1 protein-coding gene is annotated in these 430 nt (G+C 65.8%); it reads left to right on the top strand.

All coding sequences use genetic code 11. From position 1 onward, the window contains the following. Window positions 1–297: hypothetical protein (locus C3481_RS16675; RefSeq protein WP_219817694.1), on the top strand; the 297-nt coding region annotated here is incomplete at its 5' end. Window positions 298–430 lie beyond the last annotated feature (133 nt).

Genomic DNA, 430 nt, shown 5'->3' on the forward strand with positions numbered 1-430 from the left:
TCCGATGTCACCCTGACCTGCATGGACATCCCACAGCCCGAATACGACTCGTACCAGATCTCCGTCCCTGCCACCTGGACCAAGTCCGGCTTCGTCTCCCGACGTGTCACCGTGTACGGGACCCGCCCCAACCGGCTCCCCACAGTCGTAGCCAAGGGCTGGGCCAGAGTCCGCCACTTGAGCGGCGAACCTCAGGACGTCCGCGTCGAAGGTTTCCGACCGCTGCACGACTGGGACAAGCTGAGCGGTGACATGAGCCCCGGCGAATGGGTCTGCACCGCCGTAAAGACCACCTAGTCCGGAGTCGGTGGCCGGGCCTCCTCACCGCGCTGCCGCTCCGACTCACGGCGCTCCTCCGCGGCAATCTGGACTGGGGCGGGGCCCAAACACAGACTGCCGGAGTACGAGACTCCGGCAGTCTGTAAGTCGA

Source organism: Microbacterium sp. Ru50, from assembly GCF_002920555.1.
GTDB classification, from domain to species: domain Bacteria; phylum Actinomycetota; class Actinomycetes; order Actinomycetales; family Microbacteriaceae; genus Microbacterium; species Microbacterium arborescens.